At 33.6% G+C, this 16,843-nt stretch carries 20 protein-coding genes; all 20 read right to left on the bottom strand.

Annotation, left to right across the window (positions count from 1 at the left end; all coding sequences use genetic code 11):
- Nucleotides 1–7: 7 nt before the first annotated feature.
- On the bottom strand, nucleotides 8–748 hold the full coding sequence (locus KJA13_00665) for a 2,4-dihydroxyhept-2-ene-1,7-dioic acid aldolase (protein MBZ9577539.1): 741 nt from the start codon (nucleotides 746–748) through the stop codon (nucleotides 8–10).
- Nucleotides 738–1,439 (bottom strand): acylneuraminate cytidylyltransferase family protein, encoded by a 702-nt coding sequence (locus tag KJA13_00660; GenBank protein ID MBZ9577538.1) that lies wholly within the window; start codon nucleotides 1,437–1,439, stop codon nucleotides 738–740. Before KJA13_00660 ends, KJA13_00665 begins: the two co-directional genes overlap by 11 nt.
- On the bottom strand, nucleotides 1,432–2,499 hold the full coding sequence (locus KJA13_00655) for an iron-containing alcohol dehydrogenase (GenBank protein ID MBZ9577537.1): 1,068 nt from the start codon (nucleotides 2,497–2,499) through the stop codon (nucleotides 1,432–1,434). Before KJA13_00655 ends, KJA13_00660 begins: the two co-directional genes overlap by 8 nt.
- Nucleotides 2,496–3,236 (bottom strand): SDR family oxidoreductase, encoded by a 741-nt coding sequence (locus KJA13_00650; GenBank protein MBZ9577536.1) that lies wholly within the window; start codon nucleotides 3,234–3,236, stop codon nucleotides 2,496–2,498. Before KJA13_00650 ends, KJA13_00655 begins: the two co-directional genes overlap by 4 nt.
- Nucleotides 3,229–4,044 (bottom strand): hydroxyacid dehydrogenase, encoded by an 816-nt coding sequence (locus tag KJA13_00645; GenBank protein MBZ9577535.1) that lies wholly within the window; start codon nucleotides 4,042–4,044, stop codon nucleotides 3,229–3,231. Before KJA13_00645 ends, KJA13_00650 begins: the two co-directional genes overlap by 8 nt.
- Nucleotides 4,041–4,625 (bottom strand): SIS domain-containing protein, encoded by a 585-nt coding sequence (locus KJA13_00640; protein ID MBZ9577534.1) that lies wholly within the window; start codon nucleotides 4,623–4,625, stop codon nucleotides 4,041–4,043. The genes KJA13_00645 and KJA13_00640 overlap by 4 nt, the downstream gene beginning before the upstream one ends.
- An 84-nt stretch (nucleotides 4,626–4,709) precedes the next feature.
- On the bottom strand, nucleotides 4,710–5,714 hold the full coding sequence (locus KJA13_00635) for a hypothetical protein (GenBank protein MBZ9577533.1): 1,005 nt from the start codon (nucleotides 5,712–5,714) through the stop codon (nucleotides 4,710–4,712).
- Nucleotides 5,711–6,988, bottom strand: coding sequence for a hypothetical protein (locus KJA13_00630; protein MBZ9577532.1), 1,278 nt, complete (start codon nucleotides 6,986–6,988; stop codon nucleotides 5,711–5,713). Before KJA13_00630 ends, KJA13_00635 begins: the two co-directional genes overlap by 4 nt.
- 32 nt (nucleotides 6,989–7,020) lie before the next feature.
- Nucleotides 7,021–8,268, bottom strand: a complete 1,248-nt coding sequence (locus tag KJA13_00625; GenBank protein MBZ9577531.1) for an ABC transporter ATP-binding protein — start codon at nucleotides 8,266–8,268, stop codon at nucleotides 7,021–7,023.
- A 53-nt stretch (nucleotides 8,269–8,321) separates the two neighbouring features.
- On the bottom strand, nucleotides 8,322–9,140 hold the full coding sequence (locus KJA13_00620) for an ABC transporter permease (protein MBZ9577530.1): 819 nt from the start codon (nucleotides 9,138–9,140) through the stop codon (nucleotides 8,322–8,324).
- Nucleotides 9,141–9,153: 13 nt separating this feature from the next.
- Nucleotides 9,154–9,564, bottom strand: coding sequence for a glycosyltransferase (locus KJA13_00615; GenBank protein ID MBZ9577529.1), 411 nt, complete (start codon nucleotides 9,562–9,564; stop codon nucleotides 9,154–9,156).
- Nucleotides 9,561–9,818, bottom strand: a complete 258-nt coding sequence (locus KJA13_00610) for a glycosyltransferase (GenBank protein MBZ9577528.1) — start codon at nucleotides 9,816–9,818, stop codon at nucleotides 9,561–9,563. The genes KJA13_00615 and KJA13_00610 overlap by 4 nt, the downstream gene beginning before the upstream one ends.
- On the bottom strand, nucleotides 9,805–10,887 hold the full coding sequence (locus tag KJA13_00605; protein MBZ9577527.1) for an N-acetylneuraminate synthase family protein: 1,083 nt from the start codon (nucleotides 10,885–10,887) through the stop codon (nucleotides 9,805–9,807). Before KJA13_00605 ends, KJA13_00610 begins: the two co-directional genes overlap by 14 nt.
- Before the next feature lie 8 nt (nucleotides 10,888–10,895).
- Nucleotides 10,896–11,759 carry an SDR family oxidoreductase gene (locus KJA13_00600; protein MBZ9577526.1) on the bottom strand — a complete coding sequence of 288 codons (864 nt, stop codon included), beginning with the start codon at nucleotides 11,757–11,759 and terminating at the stop codon, nucleotides 10,896–10,898.
- Nucleotides 11,760–11,769: 10 nt separating this feature from the next.
- Nucleotides 11,770–12,522 carry a glycosyltransferase family protein gene (locus tag KJA13_00595; protein ID MBZ9577525.1) on the bottom strand — a complete coding sequence of 251 codons (753 nt, stop codon included), beginning with the start codon at nucleotides 12,520–12,522 and terminating at the stop codon, nucleotides 11,770–11,772.
- A complete protein-coding gene (gene pseB / locus KJA13_00590; protein ID MBZ9577524.1) occupies nucleotides 12,519–13,496 on the bottom strand; it encodes a UDP-N-acetylglucosamine 4,6-dehydratase (inverting) in 978 nt (325 codons plus the stop codon). Before pseB ends, KJA13_00595 begins: the two co-directional genes overlap by 4 nt.
- 24 nt (nucleotides 13,497–13,520) lie before the next feature.
- The gene (locus KJA13_00585; GenBank protein MBZ9577523.1) at nucleotides 13,521–13,769 is read right to left on the bottom strand and encodes a helix-turn-helix domain-containing protein; all 249 of its coding nucleotides are present in this window, start codon (nucleotides 13,767–13,769) and stop codon (nucleotides 13,521–13,523) included.
- 63 nt (nucleotides 13,770–13,832) lie between these two features.
- The gene (locus KJA13_00580) at nucleotides 13,833–14,570 is read right to left on the bottom strand and encodes a nucleotidyltransferase family protein (protein ID MBZ9577522.1); all 738 of its coding nucleotides are present in this window, start codon (nucleotides 14,568–14,570) and stop codon (nucleotides 13,833–13,835) included.
- Nucleotides 14,571–14,871: 301 nt separating this feature from the next.
- On the bottom strand, nucleotides 14,872–16,596 hold the full coding sequence (locus KJA13_00575) for a peptidoglycan-binding protein (GenBank protein MBZ9577521.1): 1,725 nt from the start codon (nucleotides 16,594–16,596) through the stop codon (nucleotides 14,872–14,874).
- A gap of 53 nt (nucleotides 16,597–16,649) precedes the next feature.
- On the bottom strand, nucleotides 16,650–16,843 hold a 194-nt coding region (locus KJA13_00570), incomplete at its 5' end, for a tetratricopeptide repeat protein (GenBank protein ID MBZ9577520.1).

Genomic DNA, 16,843 nt, shown 5'->3' with positions numbered 1-16,843 from the left:
ATTGTATTTAATTGTTTTTAAATGCCAATTCTAAACCCCTTAAAAAGAATAACATATCTGTTGATACAGCTATAATTTTATAACCTTCTTTTTTCTTATTTAGTACTTCTTGAGGGTCAGGTTCAATAACATGATAGCCTGCTCGAATCTGGTATTTGATTCCTGCTTGCTTTACAATTTTAAGTGCTTCAATAACTTCTTTGCATTTAAAATCTCCGGGTTTACCTAAAGAGGCGGATAAATCATATGGTCCTATAAAGTAACCAAAGACACCTTTAACAGAAAATATTTCATTAATTTGCTTTACTGCATCAATATGTTCAATTTGTATTATGATTTTTGTTTTTGGTTCTTTATCCTTTATATATTTTTGTAAACCAGATGGGTTATAATTCTGGGCACGGGATAATCCCACACCTCGTTTACCTCGAGATGGATAAAAACATGCATCCTTTGCTTTTTTAACATCATCGGCTGAGTTTACCATGGGGACTATAATACCGTCAGCCCCGGCATCCAGAACTCGTTTAATTAAGGTAGGATTATTTTCTGATAAACGAACAAAAGCTTCTACATTGGAAAGCTGTATTATTCGTATCATATCTTCTACCTGGTTAATTGAAATAGGGTTGTGTTCTATATCTATAGCAAGCCAGTCAAAATACCCGCTTTTAGCCATAACTTCTGTAATTGCGTTATTTGGCCGAGTTAACCAGCCCCCAACATATACTTCATTATTATTTCCCATAATATTTACTTTTATTTTTTAAAAAATTAAAGAGAGCCTCAGCCAGAACAAAATCCTCTTCTTCATCAATCTCTACATTTTCTAATTTAGATATCTCAACGAAAATTGGATTTTTACCTACTCGGTCTTTGCGTTTTAAAAAATTTTCAATTGAATTTATGTAAAAGCAAGAGTTATCTTCGTATAAGGGAGGCATATCTTGTGATGGAACCATTATATTTGGGTCGTGATTAATAGGATGTTTGTTATGGTTATAAAATCTTGTCTGGTATCTGGTAACTCCTATTACAGAATCAGCCCCCTTGTTCAGTCCCTCAAAATAAGTTTTGATTGCCTTATCAAAGGTACTTGCTTTTAAAAGTGGGGTAACAGCATGGGTTTGTAAAAAATGTTTTGTTTTAGCAAATTTTATGTCATGTTCTATTAGTGGTGTCATCGGAACCTTATCGCCCAATAAATGTTGAGGTCTTTTTATTATAACCACTCTTGGGAAATTCTTTTTTATAAGAGAAATTATCTTTTGACTATCTGTATTTACTATAATTTCATAAACAAATTTAGTTGATTCTAAGCTCTCCAATACATGAAAAAAAAGCGGTTTCCCCCCTAAGAGTTTTATATTTTTTTCAGGTATACGTTCACTATGACCCTTCATTGGTAATAAGGCAGTGACTTTATATTTCTCAGTCATAATTTTTTACAAAATCATTAAAGGTTTCTATAATTTCTTTTTCTTTTATGTCGTTAAATTTAAATTGTTTGCCAATATCTTGAGAGAGAATCATGGTTAAATCCTTGCCAACTCTTTTTTTATCACGTTTTAAATGATATATAATATCTCCTATACTAATTTTTGAGATATCAAAGCGAGGATAATATTTCTCTAAAATTTCTTCAAATTCATCATATTTTTCTTTTGTCATTAGGCCTCTTTTTAAAGACAAAAGATTGGCAAATCCCATTCCCACAATTACGGCTTGTCCATGAGAAACAGCAAAATTACTTGCTGATTCTAAGGCATGTCCGAAACAGTGGCCATAATTTAACAAGTTTCTTCTACCCAAATCAAGTTCATCTCCTTCAAAGTACGATTTTTTTATAAACAAAGTAGATTTTATTATCTTTTTTAAGATATTTGATTTTTTGAGGTCGGAAGTAGCCAAAAATTTTCTCAATAATTGATATCTTTTATTATCAGCCATAAGGTGAAATTTAATAATTTCACCTACCCCACTATAAAAATAATCATCTTTTAAGGTGCTGAGAAAATTAATATCTATATATATTTTATCCGGGGGATAAAAAGTTCCGATTAAATTTTTACTTTCATCGAAATTTATTGAGGTCTTTGAACCAATACAACTATCTGCCTGAGCTAAAAGGGTAGTTGGAAAAAATACCCATTTCACGCCTCGATAAATCGTTGAAGCAATAAATCCGCTAATATCTTGAAGCACCCCTCCCCCAAATGTTACTAAGGTATCTTTTTTTCTAAATTCATTATTAATTAACGCTCGGTAAATTTTAGCTAGCGAATGAAAAGATTTAGAATCTTCAGTAGCCGGTATAATAACTAAATTATTTTTACCAATAAAAGGCTCAAGTTGCTTTTGGTAAATCTTATAAACACTATCATCAATTAAATATAAATATTTTTGATGAATATTATCTGTTTTTAATAAATCTTTCTGCTCCAATACCTTGTCTGTAAGTTCCATTGTATAATTTTTTATCTTAGATTTTATTATCATTGTACTGTGAAACCTCCGTCGGCAATTATTGTTTGCCCGGTGATATAGGTATTTAAATCCGAGCAAAGAAATAAAGCAACGTTGGCTATATCATCAACTTTAGCAAGTTGCTGCAAAGGAATGGTTTTTCTCATTTTAGCTATTCCGGCTTTACCTAATACGGATTTAGTAAGTTTTGTTAAAGTAAATCCTGGACACAAGGCATTTACTAAAATATTGTATTTTGCTAAATCTAAACTCGTTGCCCTGGTTAACCCTATTAAACCTGATTTGCTGGCAGAATAAGCATTCCGCGTTTCTTTTGATACCACCCCAAAAATTGAACTAATGTTAAGTATCTTACCATTTTTTTTCTTTTTCATAATTTTTGCCGCTGTTTTTATTAGAATCATGGGACCAGTTAAATTTACTTGAAGAACTTTGTACCAGTTTTCTTCCGCTATTTCGTCTATGGGCTGATTAATACAAATTCCGGCATTATTAATTAATATATCAATATTATTAAAACCTTTTATATAATCTAAAAATTTATTCAAACTTTCGGGATCCAAGAAATCTAACTGGTGATAATTAAATCTTGTTTTTTTGGTTATTCTTTTGGGTGGATTAATTTCTAAACCTGTTGCAATAATATTGCATCCCAACTCCCATAAAGAATTAGCGATACATTCACCAATTCCCTGGGTTGCTCCGGTTATTAAAGCTGTTTTATTTCTGAAATTTATTTTTTTATTCATACTTTTTAATAATTTCTAATATATCTCTAAACCCCTCTTTGACAAACTCAATGGTTTGACTGGCGCTGTGAGGGGTCATAAAAAATTTTGATTGACCAAAAACTTTAAGTTTTCCATTATAGGGTTCTTGCCAAAAAACATCAAAACCTGCTCTAAGGTTGGAATTTTGCATCTTCTGGTAAAGCGCTTCTTCATCTACAATAATTCCTCTTGAAGTATTTATTAAAATAGCATCGTTTTTCATCCAAGAAAGTTTCTCAGCATCTATAAAATTTTCATTTTCTTTTGACAAAGGAATATGCAAAGTAATAATATCTGCTGATTCAATTAAAGGTTTTAATGCTTCTGATTTATTCTCTTTAATATCGTAGGTTTTAACACTCATAAATAATTCCATTTTTTTTGCTATTCTTTGTCCTATATTTCCTAAACCTATTATTAAAAGATTCTTTTTTCTGAAAAAATTCCTGGTTTTTTTAACCCATTGGTCAATGTCTCCGGTTACTGGACAATAATACATTTGGAATATTAGAAAAACAGTGAAATTAGCTGTCGATTCATACAGGATTTCTTTTGCTTTCTCGCTCGGAAAAAAAACCTGAGGAATACCCTTTTTTAGCAATTCATCGGGGATATTTTCACGGCCAACTCCAAAACGATAAACAGCTTTTACGTTTGATGCTTTTGAGAAATCAACTGGCTTAGCTCCCAAAACAAGAATATCAGCTTGGGAAACATCCTCGGTTAAATCTAATTTCTTTTTTTCTTCAAGACAATCAAAAGCTTTGGTATTAAAATAAATTTTCATAAAATCCTCTTTTTCTTTTTGTTTAAAGCTAAACCCAAATAGGAAGTAATCATATGGCCCAGAAAACTATGTATATCTTCTACTGGACCATACTGGCCTTTTTCGGTTCGGACATGAACAACATAATCACAGATTTTTGCTAATCTCCCCCCATCAAATCCCACCAGACCAATAGTTATTCCACCCATTTTTTTAGCAAGCCTTACGGATTTTATAATATTGAGAGAGTTTCCACTGGCAGAAATCGCTATTAATACATCTCCCTTTCGGAATAAATTTTTAATTTGAGTAGTAAATATTTTCTCGTATCCTTTATCATTACAAATAGCAGTTATTAAAGGGATGCTGTCAACAAGGCTAACTGCTTTAATTAAAGGTTTACCTTTTAATAAAATCCCGTGTGAAATATCAGTAGCAAGGTGAGAAGCGGTAGCGGCACTCCCGCCATTACCAATTAAAAATAGTGTTCTCTCTTGTTTATTTTTTTCTAAAATAATTTTGGTAATTTTTTCAATGGTGTTGTAATCCAGATTTGCTAATAAATGGAAAACATATTTAGAGTACTCTCTAAAATACTCCATAGGTTGAGGATGTTTTTTATATATTTTTTTAATATTTCTTTTAGGCATAATGCTTATATATTTTAATAGTTTATTATTCAATTTTTACTTTTTTACAGCCGCGATCCTTAAATAAGAACTTAATTTATTAAGCTGAAGAAAATCTTGAAGATTTTCCCAAGCGTCTTTACTTCGATGCTTAAACATATATTTTAAAAATTCTGGCATATCAATATTGGAATTACTCTTAAAAGTATTAGCCACTATTTCTACGTCTAATTTACCAGGGGAACTTATATCAAGAATTCTGAATCCTTCATTGGTTAAAAGTTGATGAATGGCTTCAACAGAAAGGAGATTTAAACGATCTGGGGGCACAAGCCTCTGTGAATTTTTACCTAGTATTTGATATTCAAAGCCACTAATAGTATTAACAGTTAAAAGAAATAATCCTCCTTTACGACAAATTCTGCTTACTTTTTTAATAAAAGAAACTGGGTCAAATTCTCTATCTAAAACCTCAAAAGCGGTGAAAACATCAACTTTATTTTTTAAATTACTGAAATTATTAACTACTTTAATATTCTTAGTTGAGAAATTACGCTCTAAAACTAAAGGATTTATAAAAATAATTTTCTCAAATTTTGTATAGAAATTTTTATCAGGAAGAAATAAACTAAAATATTTTGGCTCGTAATCAGCGACTACTCTAGCTTCAGGTTTGTAATCTTTTATTAAATCCATAAACCATACATATAAAGGAAACAATTGATAGCGACGACGGGCAGATATAGAAGCCCTCATTATTTTCTTTCCCCAAAATTTCACTGCCTGAGAATTCTTGTAAAATTTTCTTATAGTTCTTGTATTTGGTCTTGGAGAGACAAATAAGCTATCACATAAATTACAACGTTGATACTCAAATCCAAACTTAGTAAACACTGACTTAAAATTATGTTTACCACATCCTGGACAACCCACAGCCACAAATTTCTTTTTGTCGGGAAACAATACCAAAAGATCTTTCTTGAGTGCTTTTCTCCATTGTTCATACAAAGCCTGCGGCTTTATTTCTGATTCATGAAAATGATTTAAAAAGATATTTTTCATATAGGACGCGTATCTATATTCTGGGGTAAGGCCTTTGCTTTATAGACACGGATTTTATTATTTTTAAAATATGCTTTCTCAAGAATATTCAAAATAAACGACTGGGTTCTTAAAGCTGCAAGGGTAGCATTAAAACTGAAAGGATTATGCCCTTCAAGAACTTCAAGAGCTGCTTTTAGAACAGAATAATATTTACAACCCGGTTTTTTAGGGATTTCTAAAATTTTCATTTCAGAATTTTCTCCGGTTGAGACAAATAACGTACAAGAAGAAAGATCAAAATAAACTCGTCCCTCACTACCCACTATCACTATTCTTCTCTGGTTTTTATTATTTAAAACATACTTTCCCACCGATACCATTACCTGTACACCTTTTGATGTTGAAAACTCAATTTCAGCATAGGTTTCCCCGAGGTATTTATCTGACAAGCCAAATTTTCTTTTTGCCATATCAACATATTCTTTACATTTAGCAATTCTCATATTTCCTTTTTTAAACGATCCAATATTCCCTATATAATCCTCAAGGGCAAAAAGAGGAGATAGGGCGTGAATGCCCAAATCCTGAATCATTCCTCCTCCTTTTCTACGATCGCATAGAAAAGCCCCCCTATGATCTAATCTTCCTACATTACCTTCGCCTTCAAGAACATCCACCAAAATAAACTTAGGTGTGCCGATAAATTCTTTTATTCTTCCAGATAACTCATCTACATTGTTGACAAAAGAATACAATCCTTTATGTATTTTTAATAACCCTTCTTTTTTGAAATAAAAACTATCTTTTTTAACCATGCCAGCTAAAATAAGCAAGGGAATTGATTTCATCATTAGATAGTATTCTAATAACCCAATTTTGTCAGGGTGCCGGTTTATTAGATTTCGCATAACCTCAAATTGAGATCTGTTTAGGCAATAAGGCTTCTCTATCATCACTTTAAAGCCATTTTTTACCAAATCATATGCGTCTGGTGTATGAAGCTCGTTAATATGACTCAAAATAACAACCGGGTTCTGATTTTTAAAGTCAGAAAGTAAAGAACTAAGTTTTTCAGACCTTTTTCTTATTCTGTGTTCAACCTTTCGAAAAGATTTAGTTTTTTTTAAATCAGCTGGTGATTCTTTGCTGACAGTAGTCAATAGTTCAAACGATCCTTCTTTTTTCATAATATCTAAAGATGGAGATAAAATATTTTTATAATGCTCTCCAGTACCAACAATGATGATTTTTTTTCTTCCTTCTATTAAATTATTATTTTTTTGAATATTCATGATGTAATATTTTCCATAGATGTATAATATAATTAATTCTCAACCTTCCAATCTGTTTTTAAAACTAAGGGGCCGGCTGCCGGGGAAGGAAGTTGTCCTGAACCTAAAAAATTACTCATTTCAATGTCTAGTTTTCTGGCACCGGGAATCTCATCCAAACTAATTTGTCCTGAACGCTTAATATATAAATCTAAAAAATAAGTTGAAGGAGTTAAGGCAAGGGAATTAATATGACAGACGAAAAATCCTCGTTTCCCAATATTCTTGCTCTCAAGCCGAAGCCCTGACAGCTTATTATTTGTTTCAAAAAGAGGAGTGCCCCGAACGGTTTTGGCATATAACGTTACAAACACTTCGGTATTATTTGGAAGTCCATAATTTTCGTATTCCATAAGAATGTCCATTGGTTCTCCACAGGGTATGCAATTTCTTATTTTGCCATCTTTGTTGCGAAATTTCAAATCAACAATCCGGAGTTCTCCATTTCCCTTTCGAGAACTAAAATCTCTTAAATTTCGTCTATCTGTTTTATAACTAAAAAGGTAATGATCAATGGCTTTTTTTGTTTCGCCTTCAAAAATCTTCTTTCCTTCATCTAAAACAATGGCTCTAGTGCATAAGTTTTCAATCGCTGCCATATTATGGCTTATAAACAGAATGGTCCTGCCGCTTTGAGCTACTTTATTCATTTTTCCCAAACATTTCTTTTGAAAAGCAGTGTCTCCAACAGCTAATACTTCATCCACCAAAAGTATCTCGGGTTCTAAATGAGCAGCAATTGCAAAAGCTAATCTTACATACATTCCGCTGGAGTATCTTTTCACCGGAGTCTCTAAGAATTTCTCGAGTTCGGCAAAATTAACGATTTCATCAAATTTGGAATTAATCTCTTTTTTTGTCATTCCTAAAAGAGCACCGTTAAAATAAATATTTTCTTTGCCAGTCAATTCCGGATGGAAACCGGTTCCAACCTCTAGGAGACTGCTGACTCGGCCTTTGATTACTGCTTCTCCTTTGGTAGGAGGCGTAATCTGAGATAAGATTTTCAAAAGAGTGGTTTTACCAGCTCCGTTTCTGCCAATAATCCCCAGAACCTCGCCTTCTTCCACTGAAAAACTGATATCTTTCAAAGCCCAAAAATTTTCTCTTAATTCTCTATTTCCTCTAAGCCAAAGGACAGGTTTTTTTGTAAAGCTTACCATCTCATCTCTAAGCGAGCGATAAGAAAATAAATTATGCCCCAGACGATAACTTTTTGACAAATTGTTTACTTCAATAATAGACATTGATGCTAATATACTAATTAATGCTAATCATACCAATATTGGCGTCGCTAAATAATATCGGCAAAATATCTTTCTGATTTTTTAAAATATAATATTCCAAAAACAAATAATAAAGTTGACATCAGAACAGAAGAAGCAAGAAGGGCCCAGTTTGTTGCCCCTACCCCCAACAAACCTGCCCGCATTGTCTCAACAACACCGCTCATTGGATTCAAATACCACAGCCACTGATATCTACCCAAAACACTGGTTGGATAAATAACCGGGGTAACAAAAACTAAAAGTTGAATAAAAAATGGCAAAGCGTAACGAACATCACGGTATTTTACGTTGAGAACTGAAAAAGCTAAGCCAAGACCAGAAAAAGAGAGAAAAGTAATTAAAAGGCAGGGAATAATTAGCAGAATGCCGACAAAAGTAGGTATGAAATGGTAATAAAACATTAAACCAACAAAAATCAGGGCAGCAAAAAAGAAATCAACTAAATGAACGATTGTACTTGAAATCGGCATAATCAGATGAGGAAAATATATTTTTTGGATAATTTTTTGATTACTGACTAAGCTGCTACTAGCGCTATTCAAAGAATTAGAAAAATAATTCCAAAAAAGGAGACCGGCATAAACAAAAATAGGATAAGGAATTTCTCCGCTGGAAATACCAGCTACTCGGCCAAAAAATATACTAAATATTACCATTGTTAAAAAAGGCTGTAAGACTGCCCAGCCAATCCCAATAATCGTTTGTTTATAGCGCACTTTGATATCTTTCCAAGCCAAAAAATAAAAAAGTTCTCGATACTTCCAGAGTTCTTTCCAATCTATATTTATAAACCCTCTGATGGGTTTTATTCTCGTTTCATTCATTTTAATAAGTGATCTATTTCCGTAAAAATAAAATTACTTTCATCGTTGCTTTTAAAATCTTATAATTCGTCTTAAGGCGGTTGAAATAAAAATGCGCTCTGTCCACCTGCGGTCTAACATTAATCGGAACAAATTCAATTCTGAATCCCCTATGTAAAGCTTCTATCATTAATTGAGTTCCCATAGAACCCAAGGTATCAAAATGACCAATACCCTCATAAACTTTAGAAGTATAAGCTTTTAGTCCACATAATGGATCCTTAATTCCAAACCGGAAATTTGTATATAAGGCGAAAATTTTCTCGCTAAGAGGAAAAGCATGTTGTCGTTGTCCAATTACGATATCAGCCTTCCCGGTAATAATTGGCTCGGTTAATCTTTTAATATCCTCTGGTTGATGCTGCCCATCAGCATCAAAGGTCACATAACAGATGCTTTTCTTTTTAACGCCTCCCGAAATCCATCTTCAATTGAGGCGTCGTACCCTTGATTTTTTTTATGGTGTATAACGATAGCCCCAACTTTTTTTGCCTTTAAGCTGGTATCATCATAAGATCCGTCATCAACCACAATAATTTCATTGGCATAGGGCTTAGTTTCTTTTATTACCCTCTCAACGGTTTTGGATTCGTTAAAAGCGGGGATAACAACGACTATTTTTTGGTTAAACAACATCATCAAGAGTGATTGGCTCTCCGGCCAAAATTTTATGTTTAGCAACTTTATCCAATATTTCATTTATTTGAGGCGGCCGTAATCCTGTAGCTGGGCGTAAAAATTCAACACTATCCCGAGAAATCTTTTGGCTCTTTTCAATCTTTTTCCTTGCATAAATACCTCGACGCATTATAAATGCCGTTTCTTTCTCTGACGGCATAATTCTTTTCATTCCATTGCCCAAGGCTTTTTCTAATGCTCTAATTCCTTCTACCATTTTTCTAAATCCCTCTATGTCCATTGCAAAAGGATGATCCTGACCCTTGCGAGTACGGTCGTCAGTAAAATGTTTTTCAATAACTCTTGCGCCCAAAGCTACAGCACCCAGGGGAACAGTAGTGCCAGAAAGCGGATCGTCGCCACCCCCTTCTTTACCGATTGTATGATCCGAATAACCAACCTCAACTCTGAATTTTTCTTTAATAGCAACCATTGCCCGAATATTGGCATCTGCCATTGGTGATGGATAATTAGTTACGCATTGCAATAATACAATCTGGTTATTCCCGCTATCGCGAATAACCGAGACCGCATTTCCAATCTCCTCCAAGGTTGCCGTTCCGCAAGACAAAATAATGGGCTTGCCGAGACGCGCCACATATTCTAAAAATTCCAAATTATCAATCTCCCCAGATCCAATTTTATAGGCAGGAACACCGATCTTTTCTAATAGGTTAACCGCTTCAATGTCATAGGGACTTGAAAAAAAATCAATGCCAATCTTGCGACAATAATCCGATAATTCTTTTAACCATTTTCTGGGAAATTCTGCTTGGCGATAAACTTCAAACACGCCACTATCCCATTTTGATTGATAAGAAACCTGAAAATTTTGGAATCCTTTTTCTGAAAGCATCTTCGGGGCTAAAAAGTTTTGTATTTTATAAGCATCGGCTCCGACCTCTTTAGCGAGCTTGGCTAAATATTTTGCGCGTCTAAGATCTCCGTCAAAATTAGATCCTATCTCGGCAATAATATACACAGAGTTTTCGGCACCGATATTTTTGTTACCAATTTTAATATCTAGCATAATCACTTCTATAATAAATGTGACTTTTTTAATATTTTTTCTATCTCTGATTCAAGAGTCGGCATTTCCAAACCTAATTTCGTTTGCGCATAATCGGCGTTAAGCCACATTTGTTTTGGTCGTAGAGCATTGCTTTGATTATCGTCCCTGGTTACAAATCTTGCTTTTCCTCTATAATTTCCAAGTTTTTTTATAACTAATTTTCCTATGTCTGCCTTAGATAAAATATTTTTACTAGCAAGATGCAATATTTTCTCCTGGGGGCTAATCTCAATAAGATTATTAATGAATTCAGCTATCGTCCAACTGCTTAAAGGATTTATCATTATATCATTAAAAAGTTGAATATTTTTATTAGCTTTAATTGAATTAACCAACCATTCAAAAAAATTAAGACCACGAGAGCCTTTTGGATGAATACCGATTAAATTCAAACGAAGAACCAAACCAAGATTGTATTCTAATATAACTTGTTCGCCTAAAAATTTTGTAAGGTTATAAAAATTTCGGGGATAAGGTAAGTCGGTTTCTTTATAATTTCCTTCTTCTCCCGAAAATACTGAAGCAGTGGAGATATAAATTAATTTAGCTCCAATAGTTTCTGCCAGATCTCTAATATTTTTGGTACCTTGAGCATTTACGTTATAACATAAAAATCTATCCTTTTCACAAGAGTCAACATTAGTAACTGCTGCGGTATGAATAATCCAGTCAAAATTTTCTTTCCGGAATACACAGTCCTTAACCGCGTCGGTATCGCTAATATCCATGTCAATATCGTAAATATCGTGACCTTCCTTTTTTAAAATTTGCTCTAAGGTTGAACCAAGAAGGCCACTCATCCCGGTTATTAGTATTTTTTGCTTCTTCATGATTGTTTCTTTATTTAAATGGCTTTTGCTGACGATTAGCATTTATCTGAGCAATCTCGGGATGTTTATCTAAAAAGGCAATGATCTTAGATGTATCAATAATTTTACCTGGTTTATAGAAAATTTGGTAAATTTTCTCCATTAAACTAAAATCTTCTGGATAATCAACGGTCAAACGGTAATTCCTGGAATATTCTGGCGGGGCTTCTACCGCAGGTCCAATTTTAAACTCCTTCTTTTTATTTTCCCAAATATAGGGAGCTACGTGTTCCCTTTCATAAGACCGGGTAGCATTATGATGTGCCTTTTTTAATGCTTCAAAAGAAAATACTCTAACATCAAGCCCTCGGGGAAAATCACTCTTATCCTGCTCCTCTTGAAAAAAATTACTAATATAATCGTATTTCCCACTTAAAAGTTTTTTAACGCACATGTCAATAACGACGGGGTCAATTAAAGGAAGATCACTGCTTCCTCTAAAAACAATATTGATGTCAAATTTCTTTGCCGCTTGATAATAACGATCCAAAACATCTTCTGAAGATCCACGATATAAGAGCCAACCTTCTTTTTGGGCTAACTTCTCTATGGCATTATCCTCAGAATTGATTGTGGTTGCCACAATCACACTATCTAATGTTTTTGCGGCTTTTATTCGTTCAACTACGTGCCATAACATTGGTTTTCCCGCTATCTTCATTAAAACCTTACCGGGTAATCTCGTTGAAGCCATTCTTGCTTGAATAATTGCCGCTATCTTCATTTTTCTAAATCTCTTAAAATTTTTCTCATTTGTTCTTTGGTAATCCATTTATCGTTAGTAGCACTCGTATACTCAAATCCATCGGAAAGATGTTTTCTTTCTTTAAAATTATCCCTATTCCAAAAAGGATATTCGGGTTCAATTACAAAATATTTATCAAATTCTCTGGAGTGTTTTGCCTCTTCCTTTGTTAAAAGGATCTCGTGTAGTTTTTCTCCAGGTCGGATACCTATTATTTTTTTCTTAACCCCGGGCGCTATAACGTCAGCCAAATCCACAATTCTCATACTGGAAATTTTAGGGATAAATACCTCTCCACCCTTCATAAACTTAATACATTTAATAACAAAACGAACGCCATCTTCCAAAGTAATCCAGAATCTTGTCATTCTTTCATCTGTAATTGTAATTTCTCCTTTCTTTTTTTGTTCATTAAATAAAAGAATCACGCTTCCGCTGCTAGCAAGAACATTTCCATAGCGAGCGCAGCTAAACATAATTTGCTTGGAGCCAGCATAGCTATTTCCTTGAATAAAAAGCTTTTCCGCTGCCATTTTAGTTGCTCCATATAAATTAACCGGATAAACTGCTTTATCTGTACTAATTGTCATTACTTTTTCAACTGAATTATCAATTGCTGCGTCAATAACATTTATTGCACCTTCCATATTGGTCTTCACTGCTTCAATAGGATTATATTCACATATGGGCACGTGTTTCAAAGCAGCGGCATGAACAATAATATCAACCCCATTCATTGCCCTATAAAGACGAACCCTATCTCGGACATCCCCAATAAAAAACCTCAAACGGGAATCATTAAATTTCCTTTTCATTTCTACTTCAGCCAATTCCCGATTGTCATAAATACGGACACTTTTTGGATTGTGTTCTTTTAAAATAATCTCGGCAAATTTCTGACCAAAAGAACCTGTGCCCCCGGTAACTAAAATTGTTTTGTTATCAATGCTCATATTTCATTTATAAAAAAACCAGAATTACCACTTTTCAAGAGTTTTCCTAGTTTTATCTCTGGCTTTTTTATAAACTTTATAAACCTTTGATTCAACTTTTGGAGAAACTAAGCTCAAAATTTCGCTGCCCCAAATTCTATACGTTCCGCCTACCTTATAGGCCTTAATTACACCTCGTTTCAATAAACGTTTCATAGTGCTTTTGCTTACTTTCAAAAAATCCTGAGTTTCTTTAGTTGTATAAATTTTGTCTGGTTTTATTTCCTTTTCCATGTTTCTACTTTTTATGATAAATCCCTCAAGAAGGCATGCCAAGAGGGGTCAAAAAGGATCACTTCATTTCCATTCCCGGAGAGCTTTTTCGTATCTTTCCCAAGTCCCGCAATCCGTCCACTTATCGTGGAATTTAAATCCTGCTAATTTCTTTTCTTTTGCTAACTTTGGAAATAAATCAGTTTCAATCATTGAGAATTGAGGACCGGAATGATAATTAAAAATTTCGGGAGATAGTAAATAAAGACCGGAGTTAATATAGTTTGCTTGCCCTTCTAAGTTTCTTTTAGAAATTTGGGAGGGTGAAGGTTTTTCTAAAAACTCTTCTACTCTTCCATTTTTTGAAATAACAACTCCGTAGTGTTGAGGGTCGGGTACTTTTACTAAAGCTATTGTTGCTGGCGTTTTTAATCTCTGGTGAAATTTGTTCATCTCAATCAAATCTATCTTCTTTAATTCGTCCCCATTAGTTAGAAAAAAGGGCTTGTTTGAAATCCAATCTTTTAAAAAACAAAGCCCCCCTAAAGTCCCAAGGGGCTTTGATTCTTGGACTAATTTAATTTTGTTTTTTGAATAGTATCTTTTCTGCCACCAATCAAAATCTTCTCGAAAATCCTTATTTATTAAAACAGCTATCTCTTTTATTCCCTGAGAATAAAATAAATTAATTAAATAATTAATAATCGGCTTTCTTTTTACTGGAAGCAAGGGCTTGGGAATTTCTTTAGTTACCGGATAAAGCCGAGTTCCTTTCCCTCCAGCGAGGATTATTGCTTTGTAATTAGATAAACACTGATTCATACCAATTGAGCTGATTTATACGGATTTTTAGTAGTGTGGATAAATCGTTTAACGATTAATCCTTTGGGTGAGAATATTACCAAAAATCCTAATTTATACTTTGAATTTTTAAGATAACCCCAAAATTGTTTTTTTTGAAAAAATTAAATTCTCCTTATTAATACTACTACTAATAATAATAAGAAGAAGAAGAAGAGGAGGAGGAGGAGGAGGAGGAGGAGGAGGAGGAAATACTCCTCTTTTATAATAATAAACCCCTCAAGAAGGTGTGTCAAGAGGGGTCAATAGGGTTTACTGGGGATTACCTGTGAATAAGTCCGTTGGCGGCTTCCCGACTCAAGGGTCCGAAATAACCTGTTCCTTTTTCTAAACTAAGGGGAGCTAAAATTTCTGGAGCATATTCTTCTTGAAAACGGATGACGGCTGCTTTAGTTAAAGAAAGGAAGTTTCCGGTAACTAAACCTTCGGGGTAAATCTCGGCCCCTTGATTTTTTAAAAATTGCTGGAGACAGCGAACTTCTGAATTTGCCATCATCCCATAATAAAGATTACTATCAAATTTTTGGCAGGAAACCGTAGTTTTTCCCAAAATAGCAGCTATTTGACTTCGGACTTTAGCGATTTCTGATTTTAGATAAGCAATCCGAGCTAAAAGCTGTTTAATTAGTTCTGTTTCTTTATCTTCCTCTGTTCTTCCATTAGAAATTGTTGCCTTCCAATTAAACAAATAAGCGGGCTCTATTCCGTCAAAACCGGAGAATTTGTTTTGAAGGGAAGGGATAATGGTTAAAGAAGTATATTTTGTATTGAAGTCTTCAAGAATAATTTCACCTTTTTGGTTCTCATCTAAAGATAAAAAGTTAATTGAACATCCGTTTGAATCCTGACAAACAAGGTAAGGAAGTTTAAAGTTATTTCCTTCTCCTCCTTTAAACTCAAAAGTTAAAGTATCCTTTCCCCCAAAAATTTTTTGCCAATTGCCTGCCCAATTTTTAGTAGTATGACTTATCAATAAACTGCTTTCTGAAGTAAGGGGTAAGAAATTGCTCTCGGGAACTATTCGGATGTTTTTCAGGTTTTCGTTTTTATAACAATATTTTTCTCCCAAAGAGCAATCGTTGACTAAAACAGCTATTGTCCAATCTGTGAAAATCTGAGAAAAATCTTTCTTAAAACCATCTTTCTCCAAAGCATAGTTAATACTTTCAATTCCAACTTTCGAAGAATGTAAAGAATCAGTCAAAATCTTAACTCCGTAATGGTCAACTAAATACTGGATAAAAACATTTAGAGCTCCGTAATCTGCCGAAACGCCTTGCCATTCGGTAATAGAATCAGAAGGGTTTTTCAAAAATTCATTAACCCTGTTCTGCAGATTACTCCTTTGATATTCTGAATCATAGCCGCAAAAAGTCGGAGCGTATTCTGCCCTGGCTTCATTAAGCCAAGTTTCTTCTTCAACCCATTGAATCTTCTCTTTTTGATTAAAGGCAATCAAATGTAAAAACTCATGAGCAAGAAAACTTTTGATTACATCATTCGTAATGTAACTGGCATTTAGATAAACCATCTCTCTCTGGTTTGATCTTGGATTTTGAAAACGGGAGTATTCATCGCCGTTATTAAAATAACCTCCATCATTTTCTTTCATTAAATGAAACAAAACCGTAACTCTGTTATCATTATCAATTCCCGGCTTCCATTCTGAACCAAATTCAGAAGTTAGGGTAGGATAAATTTTTTCATCAAACTCTTCGGCTAACTCGTGCAACTTAATGCTTATTCTGTTTTTGTCTTTAGATGTAAGTTTTCCCCACCAAGATTTATCAACATATAAATACGAGGAATCACTAATTCTAAGAAGTTGCGCTTCAATTTCTTCTCTATTATAAAGGTCGTAAGACGAATCAATATAAAAATTATCCTCATCCCCTACTTTTGCCGCCTCTACTAATAAAACGGCTCCAAATAATAAAAGGAGGGTCAAAATTAAACAAATTTTAATTTTAAAATTATCCTTTGTCATTATTTTATATTAGCAGATTTTAAACATTTTTCAAATATTATTAAATTGAAAACTCAGAGATTTTCAAAAAAAGGAGTGTACTCCTGAAACTTTCTGTCAAGTTCCACTGCTTTAAAGAAGAATTCTTTAGCTTTCTGATAATCTTTTAATTCTAAATAACTAACTGCCAGATTAAAAAAAGCGTCAGCGTCAGGCCCTAAATTAGTTAAATATTGCTGACACATCTCAACAACTTTTTGATAATCTT

The sequence above is a fragment of the Patescibacteria group bacterium genome (assembly GCA_020148045.1).
Lineage (GTDB): Bacteria > Patescibacteriota > Minisyncoccia > Minisyncoccales > GWA2-38-27 > JAHCRG01.
This window is presented reverse-complemented; position numbering and strand designations above follow the sequence as displayed.

What these genes read in the sequence shown, in the direction of transcription:
- KJA13_00655 (MBZ9577537.1), bottom strand. Translation starts at nt 2,499, where the DNA reads ATGATAATAAAATCTAAGATAAAAAATTATACAATGGAACTTACAGAC.
- pseB (MBZ9577524.1), bottom strand. Translation starts at nt 13,496, where the DNA reads ATGAGCATTGATAACAAAACAATTTTAGTTACCGGGGGCACAGGTTCT.
- KJA13_00650 (MBZ9577536.1), bottom strand. Translation starts at nt 3,236, where the DNA reads ATGAATAAAAAAATAAATTTCAGAAATAAAACAGCTTTAATAACCGGA.
- KJA13_00575 (MBZ9577521.1), bottom strand. Translation starts at nt 16,596, where the DNA reads ATGACAAAGGATAATTTTAAAATTAAAATTTGTTTAATTTTGACCCTC.
- KJA13_00600 (MBZ9577526.1), bottom strand. Translation starts at nt 11,759, where the DNA reads ATGAAGAAGCAAAAAATACTAATAACCGGGATGAGTGGCCTTCTTGGT.
- KJA13_00595 (MBZ9577525.1), bottom strand. Translation starts at nt 12,522, where the DNA reads ATGAAGATAGCGGCAATTATTCAAGCAAGAATGGCTTCAACGAGATTA.
- KJA13_00620 (MBZ9577530.1), bottom strand. Translation starts at nt 9,140, where the DNA reads ATGAATGAAACGAGAATAAAACCCATCAGAGGGTTTATAAATATAGAT.
- KJA13_00585 (MBZ9577523.1), bottom strand. Translation starts at nt 13,769, where the DNA reads ATGGAAAAGGAAATAAAACCAGACAAAATTTATACAACTAAAGAAACT.
- KJA13_00645 (MBZ9577535.1), bottom strand. Translation starts at nt 4,044, where the DNA reads ATGAAAATTTATTTTAATACCAAAGCTTTTGATTGTCTTGAAGAAAAA.
- KJA13_00605 (MBZ9577527.1), bottom strand. Translation starts at nt 10,887, where the DNA reads ATGCTAGATATTAAAATTGGTAACAAAAATATCGGTGCCGAAAACTCT.
- KJA13_00580 (MBZ9577522.1), bottom strand. Translation starts at nt 14,570, where the DNA reads ATGAATCAGTGTTTATCTAATTACAAAGCAATAATCCTCGCTGGAGGG.
- KJA13_00610 (MBZ9577528.1), bottom strand. Translation starts at nt 9,818, where the DNA reads ATGATGTTGTTTAACCAAAAAATAGTCGTTGTTATCCCCGCTTTTAAC.
- KJA13_00635 (MBZ9577533.1), bottom strand. Translation starts at nt 5,714, where the DNA reads ATGAAAAATATCTTTTTAAATCATTTTCATGAATCAGAAATAAAGCCG.
- KJA13_00660 (MBZ9577538.1), bottom strand. Translation starts at nt 1,439, where the DNA reads ATGACTGAGAAATATAAAGTCACTGCCTTATTACCAATGAAGGGTCAT.
- KJA13_00630 (MBZ9577532.1), bottom strand. Translation starts at nt 6,988, where the DNA reads ATGAATATTCAAAAAAATAATAATTTAATAGAAGGAAGAAAAAAAATC.
- KJA13_00665 (MBZ9577539.1), bottom strand. Translation starts at nt 748, where the DNA reads ATGGGAAATAATAATGAAGTATATGTTGGGGGCTGGTTAACTCGGCCA.
- KJA13_00640 (MBZ9577534.1), bottom strand. Translation starts at nt 4,625, where the DNA reads ATGGAGTATTTTAGAGAGTACTCTAAATATGTTTTCCATTTATTAGCA.